The 7,174-nt window shown below is 74.4% G+C and carries 5 protein-coding genes; 3 read left to right on the top strand and 2 right to left on the bottom strand.

What is annotated here, in order from left to right:
- Positions 1-128: 128 nt before the first annotated feature.
- Entirely contained in the window at positions 129-1,874 is a 1,746-nt protein-coding gene (gene treZ, locus AB0N14_RS16260) for a malto-oligosyltrehalose trehalohydrolase (protein ID WP_366026298.1), read from the bottom strand.
- A gap of 171 nt (positions 1,875-2,045) precedes the next feature.
- On the opposite strand from treZ, the gene AB0N14_RS16255 reads away from it, so the two are divergent.
- From AB0N14_RS16255 to AB0N14_RS16245, 3 genes are all read left to right on the top strand, one after another.
- Positions 2,046-2,597: a DUF1707 and FHA domain-containing protein gene (locus AB0N14_RS16255; protein ID WP_366026297.1), complete on the top strand. Its 552-nt coding sequence runs from the start codon at positions 2,046-2,048 to the stop codon at positions 2,595-2,597.
- A gap of 272 nt (positions 2,598-2,869) precedes the next feature.
- Complete coding sequence (locus AB0N14_RS16250; protein ID WP_366026296.1) at positions 2,870-4,195, top strand: M14 family zinc carboxypeptidase; 1,326 nt, start codon at positions 2,870-2,872, stop codon at positions 4,193-4,195.
- Positions 4,192-4,680: an SSI family serine proteinase inhibitor gene (locus tag AB0N14_RS16245; protein WP_366026295.1), complete on the top strand. Its 489-nt coding sequence runs from the start codon at positions 4,192-4,194 to the stop codon at positions 4,678-4,680. Before AB0N14_RS16250 ends, AB0N14_RS16245 begins: the two co-directional genes overlap by 4 nt.
- 125 nt (positions 4,681-4,805) lie before the next feature.
- Here AB0N14_RS16245 and treY read toward each other — a convergent pair whose 3' ends face one another.
- Positions 4,806-7,157: a malto-oligosyltrehalose synthase gene (gene treY, locus AB0N14_RS16240; RefSeq protein WP_366026294.1), complete on the bottom strand. Its 2,352-nt coding sequence runs from the start codon at positions 7,155-7,157 to the stop codon at positions 4,806-4,808.
- Positions 7,158-7,174 lie beyond the last annotated feature (17 nt).

Raw genomic sequence — 7,174 nt, 5'->3', positions numbered from 1 at the left:
GCCGCCACCGCGCCCGCGCGGCCGCCACCGCGCCCGGCGCCTGCCGGCGGCCGTGCGCGTGCGCCGTCACGTCGACGCGGGCGTAAACGCTTGCGCGCACGTCCGCCGCGAGCGGGTGCGCCGACACCTCACTCCTGCGTCAGCACCACGCACGACTCGCCCGGCACGGTCACCACCCCGTCCTCGTCCGGCGGCTGAACCGGCTCCCAGGCGGCCAGTACGCGCGCGTTGCGGAGGCCCAGGGAGATGCGCGCCGGCTCCTTGGCGAGGTTGACGGCGACCCGGACGTCCCCGCGGCGGAAGGCGAGCCAGCCCGCGTCCTCGTCGTAGATGACCTTCACATCGCCGAGGTCGGGGTCCGAGAGGTCGGGCTGTGTGCGGCGCAGGGCGACCAGCTCCCGGTACCAGGCCAGCACGGGCGCGTGGGGCTCGCGTTCCGGCTCGGACCAGTCCAGGCACGAGCGGTCCCGGGTCGCCGGGTCCTGCGGGTCGGGCACGTCCTCCTCCGCCCAGCCGTGCGCCGCGAACTCCCGGCGCCTTCCCCGTCGTACGGCGTCGGCGAGGTCGGGATCGGTGTGGTCGGTGAAGAACTGCCAGGGCGTGCCCGCGGCCCACTCCTCGCCCATGAACAGCATCGGTGTGAACGGGGCCGTGAGCACCAGCGTCGCCGCGCACGCAAGGAGGCCGGCGGAGAGGGACGCCGAGAGCCGGTCGCCCTGGGCGCGGTTGCCGACCTGGTCGTGGGTCTGGGAGTAGCCGAGCAGGCGGTGCGCGGACACTCGGCTGCGGTCCAGCGGGCGGCCGTGCCGCCGGCCCCGGAAGGACGAGTAGGTGCCGTCGTGGAAGAAGCCGGCCGTCAGGGTCTTGGCGAGGGCCGCGAGGGGCGCGCGGGCGAAGTCCTCGTAGTAGCCCTGCGACTCGCCGGTCAGCGCGGTGTGCAGCGCGTGGTGGAAGTCGTCGTTCCACTGCGCGTGGACGCCGAGGCCGTTCTCCGCGCGGGGGGTGATGAGCCGTGGGTCGGCGAGGTCCGACTCGGCGATCAGGAACAGCGGCCGATCCACCTCGGCGGCCAGCGCGTCCACCGCCTGCGACAGCTCCTCCAGGAAGTGGATCGCGCGCGTGTCGTGCAGCGCGTGCACCGCGTCCAGGCGCAGGCCGTCGATCCGGTAGTCGCGCAGCCAGGCCAGCGCGCTGTCGATCAGATACGCGCGCACCTCGTCCGAGCCGGGCGCGTCCAGGTTCACGGCGGAGCCCCAGGGCGTGTGGTGGGTGTCGGTGAAGTACGGGCCGAAGGCGGGGAGGTGGTTGCCGGAGGGGCCGAGGTGGTTGTGGACCACGTCCAGAACGACGCCGAGGCCGAGTTCGTGCGCCCGGTCGACGAACCGTTTCAGCGCCGCGGGGCCGCCGTACGGCTCGTGCACCGCCCACAGCGAGACACCCTCGTAACCCCAGCCGTGCCGCCCCGGGAACGGGCAAAGCGGCATCAACTCGACGTGTGAGACGCCCAGTTCCACCAGGTGCTCGAGCCGCTCGGCCGCCGCGTCCAGCGTGCCCTCACGGGTGTACGTGCCCACGTGCAGCTCGTACAGCACCGCGCCCGGCAGCCCGCGCCCCGGCCACGCGGCACGCCACGCGTACCGTCCGTGGTCGACCACCGCGCTCTGCCCGTCGGGCCCGTCCGGCTGGCGCCGCGAGCGCGGATCGGGCAGCACGGGGCCGTCGTCCAGCGCGAAGCCGTAACGCGTGCCGTCCTCGGCCTCCGCCTCGCCCGCCCACCACCCGGCGCGCTCCGGATCGCGCTCCAACGCGCGCGTGGCACCGCCGCAGTGGAGCGTGACCCGGCCGGCCTGTGGCGCCCACACCTCGAACCGCACTGACGTTCCCCCTCGTCTGCCCATCGTGATGTAGCCCGTCCATGGTGCGTCAAACGCGATCACTTCGCCGCCCGATCGGCGCTTTCGTCACACGGAACGACCCTGACGGCGGCCTGGGCCGTCTTTGCGTCTTCTGGACACGTCCGGGCCGACTGACCGACAATCACGTCCGTGACGTCGTCCTTCGAGTTCCACACGCACCCCGCGCGGCTCTCGGACGCCGAACGCGACAGGGCGCTGAAGGTGCTCCGCGACGGCGTCGCCCTGGGGCGCCTGTCGCACGACACGTTCCTCCGGCGCATGGAGTTGGCCCTGGTCGCCCGGCAGCCGCACGAGCTGGCCGCGCTCACCGCCGATCTGCCCACCGAGAAGCGCTGGTCGCGGATCGTGTTCGGGACCGTGGAGGCGGTCTCCGGGTTCACCGTACGGCTGCGGCGGGCCTGGCAGGCCGAGCGGCTGCCCAAGCTGCTGCTGCCCCACCCGGACCGGCCCTACCCGCTGCGGATCGGCCGCGACCCCGCGAGCGGCCTCAGGCTCAGCCACGAGACGGTCTCCCGTGTGCACGCCGAACTGAGTCGCCAGGGCGGCCTGTGGATACTGCGCGACCTCGGATCCACGAACGGCACGACCGTCAACGGCCGCCGGGTGATCGGTGCCGCGGTCGTCCGCGAGGGCGACCAGGTCGGCTTCGGGAGGATGACGTTCCGCCTGGCGTCGGAGTAGGGCGCCCTCCCCGCGAGGACCGGCGTGCCGGGCCGGATCGGGGCCACGGCGCGCGCTCTGCCGCACGGAGCGGGGCGAGGGCGCGGTCTGCCGCGCGGAGCGCGTTACGCCGTCGGAGTACCGTCCCGCCCCCACCCGACCTTCGGTACCTCCGACGGTGTTGACGTACCTGCCCAGCCGTGACTGACTGTGCGTACGCCATGTACAGCAGGTGAATCGACGGCACCACATAGGGGAGGTGTGCCCTGCCGCCCCTCCTCAGCTACCCGACCGTGGACGAACTCGGCGCCCGTGCCGCCGCGCTGGCCGCCGGCCACCCGCGCGACGCCCGGCTCCGCCGCGTGGGCACGTCCCGCGGCGGCACGCCCCTGTGGCTGCTCTCCGTCGGCCACGGCAGCCGCCACGCCCTCGTCGTCGCCGGACCGCACGCCAACGAGCCCGTCGGCGGCGCCACCGCCCTGCGCCTGGCCGAACGGGCGCTGGCCGACCCCCGGCTGGGCCGGGACGCCGACGCCACCTGGAACCTGCTGCTGTGCATCGACCCCGACGGCGCCCGGCGCAACGAGGGCTGGCTGTCCGGCCCGTACACCCTCGGCCGGTACTTCCGTAACTTCTTCCGACCCGGCTTCCTCGAACAGCCCGAGTGGCTGCCCGACGGCGCCGATCACGCCGCCCTGCCCGAGACCCGCGCCCTGCTCGACCTCCAGGACGAGCTGCGGCCCTTCTTCCAGTGCTCCCTGCACGGCGTCGACGTCGGCGGCGGCTTCGTCGAACTGACCCGTGACCTGCCCGGCATGGCCCAGCGGCTCGCCCACGCCGCGGCCCGACTGGGCATCCCGCGCGAACTCGGCCCGTACGACACCCTGTACTGGCCGCTCCTCGGGCCCGCCGTGTACCGCATCCCGCCCCCGCGCCGCGGCGACCTCGCCGCCGCGATCACGGAGGCCGCGGTCGAGTCGACCTGGTTCCACCCTCACCGCTACGGCACCGTCACCGCGGTCGTGGAGGCGCCCATGTGGGGCGTGGCGGCCGTGGAGGACCCCTCACCGCTCGCCGACCCCGACGGGGTCCTGCGGGCCGTCAGCGGCACGCTGCGCCGCGACACGCGCCTTCTGGAGGGCCTGCTGGCCCGCGTCCGCCCCCACCTGGACGCCGTGCCGGACGCGGCCCGGCTGCTCGCCCCGGTGGACGACTATTTACTGGTCGGACCCGGACTCGCCGACTCCTGGGACCCCGACCTGTACGGCGCCGGTCAGCGGCCGCTGCCGCCGCTGGACACCGCACGGCTGACCGCCCTCGGCATCTCGGGCCGCCGGGTCGCGCTGCGCACCGCGGGACTGCTGCACCAGCTCGCCAGGGCCGCCGGGCGCGCGGCGGCCGACGTGCTGCCCGAACTGGACCGGTTGATCGACGCCTGGTGCGCCGACTACCACGACGGCTACGACGCACGCTGGATCCCCGTGGCGCGCCAGGCCGAGTACCAGGCCCGCGTGGTGCTCGCCGCCTTCGAACTCGCCGGGCAGCGCACGGCCCTACGCTCCCATTCGGGTGAGAAGGACTGGGGTTCGGCGCCCGCGGTGCCGATGCACAGGGAATGAACAAGACGATCCTGGCCCTGCGCGGCGCCCTGCTCGCCGCGACCGCCTTGCTCATCGCGACACCGGCCCAGGCCGCGCCCCGGCCGGCCACCAGCGGGAACTGGCTCTATCTGACGGTCACCAAGGGCGACGCCCGTTCCCGGGACGTCCGCGGCACGCTCCTGATCTGCAACCCGCCCCAGGGGCACGCACGGGCCGCCCAGGCCTGCGACCAACTGGCCGCCGTGCAGGGGGACATCCGCCGCATTCCGGCCGAGAAGTCCTACTGCACGATGCTCTACGCCCCCGTGACCGTCTCCGCGCGCGGCGAGTGGAACGGCCACAAGGTGGACTACACCCGCACCTTCGCGAACAGCTGCGACCTGACCGCGAAGACCGGCGCGGTGTTCGCGCTGTCGGACCAGACACCGGCCCGCTCGGTGCCGGGCGGTCGCCACACACACGGGGCCGTCGCCGATGCCCCAGGAGCGTGGGGAAGGAGCTGACGACCCCACGCACGTGGGAAGGAGCTGACGACCCCACGCGCGCGCGGACGCGCGGGCTCATCGCTGGTGCAGCCCGCGCCCCGCGAGGGTGAGGAACGCTTCGGACGGCGCACAGGGGCGCGGCGTCACCGCCCGCCGACCCGCTCCAGCAGCGCCACCGGCAGCCGAGCGAACAGGTCCGCCACGCGCGTGTGCCCCTCGTACTCCCGCTCCGGCGCCAGCGCGTCGGCCCAGCGGCCGGGCGGCAGTGGGAGTGACGTGTCGTGCCAGCCGCCCGCCTCCGCCAGCCGCAGCGACAGTCGCGTGACCGCCGTGAGCACCTCGCCGGAGCGCACGAAGGCCACACAGTGCGCGGCACCCGGCCCCTCGGCCGCCAGCGGCGCGTACGTCGCCGAGGCACCGAAGACCTCGGGGCGCCGCCGGCGCAGGAGCAGCGCGGCTCTGGTGAGGTCCGCCTTGTCCGAGGCCGTCTGCTGCGGTGCGAACGGCTGCCGGTTGTCCGGGTCGACCAGGGCCCGGTACTCGCCCTCGGTGCCCTGGTAGACGTCGGGCACACCCGGCATCGTCAGCTGGACCAGCGCGGTCCCCAGGGCGTTCGCCCGGATGTGCGGTGCCAGCTCGTCCCTCAGGGCCGTCACGAGCCGTTCCGGCGCCCCGCACGGGCCTCCGGAGACGAACGCCGCCACCGCCTCCTCGTAGGCCGGGTCCTGTTCGGTCCACGAGGTGTGCAGCCCCGCCTCCCGCACATGCTTGAGCAGCGCCCCCTTCAGGCGCTCCTCGTCCGCCTGCCCGAGCCCGAACAGCGTCTGCCAGGCCGCCCAGGCCAGCTGCGGGTCGGGCGCGTCACCGTCCGCGCGGGTCGCCTCGGCCAGTACGTCGTCCCAGCGTTGCGGGCACTGCGTGAGCACCGCGATCGCCGCCCGCACGTCCGCGCTGCGCTTGGTGTCGTGCGTCGAGAGCACGGTCCCGGTGACGGGCCAGTCGCGCTGCACGCGCGCGCAGTACGCGTGGAAGTCCTCCGGGGCGACGGCCGGGGCGCCGGGCTCGCCGCCCACCTCGTTCGCCGACAGCAGCGGCACGTAGCGGTAGAACGCCGTGTCCTCCACGGACTTGGCGCGCAGCGCCGACGCCGTCTGCGCGAACCGGGCCCGGAACTCCTCGAGGTCGGGCCCCTCGCCGGCCCGCCCCAGCACCAGGTCGCGTACGACGGTCACCGCGTGCGCCTCCTCGGGCACCGTGAACGCGGCCCGGGCCTCGGCGGCGGCCGCCTCGGTGACCACCTCGGCGGCGTCCTGGGAGGCGTACGGCCGGTACACCTCCATGCGGACGAGGAGTTCCCGCAGCGCTGTGCGCAGCGCCCAGGGCGCGTGGTCGCGCAGCGCCGGGTCCGGGGACGTGGCGCACAGCCGGCTCGCCACGCGGGTGAGGCGCTCCACCTCGGTCGCCAGCTCGTGGGTGACGACCTCGTAGGCGGCGCGCCGCACCGTCGAGGCCCACTGGCCGCCGCGGTCGCCGCGCGGGATCGCGAAGAGCCGGTAGTGGCCGAGCAGCTCCTCGGCGCCCTCGGGGTCCGTGAAGAGCCCGTCCACGTGCCGCAGGGCGTCGTACCCGGTGGTGCCCGCGACCGGCCAGGCGGTGGGCAGGTGCTCGCCGTCGGCGAGGATCTTCTCGACGACCGTCCAGCGCCCGCCGGTGGCCGTATCGAGCCGGCTCAGATACACCTCCGGGTCCGCGAGTCCGTCCGGATGGTCGATGCGCAGGCCGTCGATGACGCCCTCGTCGAGCAGCCGCAGCAGCGTGCCGTGGGTCGCGGCGAAGACCTCCGGGTCCTCCACGCGCACCCCGATCAGCTCGGAGATGCTGAAGAACCGCCGGTAGTTCAGGTCGGTACGGGCCAGCCGCCACCACACCGGCCGGTACCACTGGGCGTCGATCAGCTGGGGCAGCGGCAGCTTCCCGGTGCCCTCGCGCAACGGGAAGACGTGCTCGTGGTAGCGAAGCACGTCCCCGTCGACCTTGAGGTCCTCGATCACCTCGCCGAGCCGGCCCCCCAGGACCGGCACCAGCAGCTGCCCGCCCTGCGCGTCCCAGTCGATGTCGAACCAGCGGGCGTACGGCGACGCCGGGCCCTCGCGCAGCACCTCCCACAGGGCCCGGTTGTGGCGGGGGAAGGCGGCCATGTGGTTGGGCACGATGTCCACGACCAGGCCCAGCCCGTGCTCCCGCGCCGTGCGCGCCAGGGAGCGCAGCCCCGCCTCGCCGCCGAGCTCGTCCCGCACGCGCGCGTGGTCGACGACGTCGTAGCCGTGCGCCGAGCCCGGGACGGCCTCGAGGATCGGCGACAGATGCAGGTGCGAGACGCCGAGGGCGGCCACGTACGGCACGGCCGTCTCCGCCGCACCGAACGGGAACCGCGGCTGCAACTGCAGCCGGTACGTGGCCGTGGGCACCGTCGGGCCGGGACGCTCAGGTGTCATGGAAAGCTACGTACCCG

This window comes from Streptomyces sp. NPDC051104 (assembly GCF_040682835.1).
Taxonomy (GTDB): domain Bacteria; phylum Actinomycetota; class Actinomycetes; order Streptomycetales; family Streptomycetaceae; genus Streptomyces; species Streptomyces cynarae.
The sequence above is the reverse complement of the archived record's forward strand: the minus strand, read 5'-3'. Positions and strand labels throughout refer to the sequence as shown.

Coding starts and splice junctions, on each gene's coding strand:
- treY (WP_366026294.1), bottom strand. CDS start 7,157: ATGACACCTGAGCGTCCCGGCCCGACGGTGCCCACGGCCACGTACCGG.
- AB0N14_RS16245 (WP_366026295.1), top strand. CDS start 4,192: ATGAACAAGACGATCCTGGCCCTGCGCGGCGCCCTGCTCGCCGCGACC.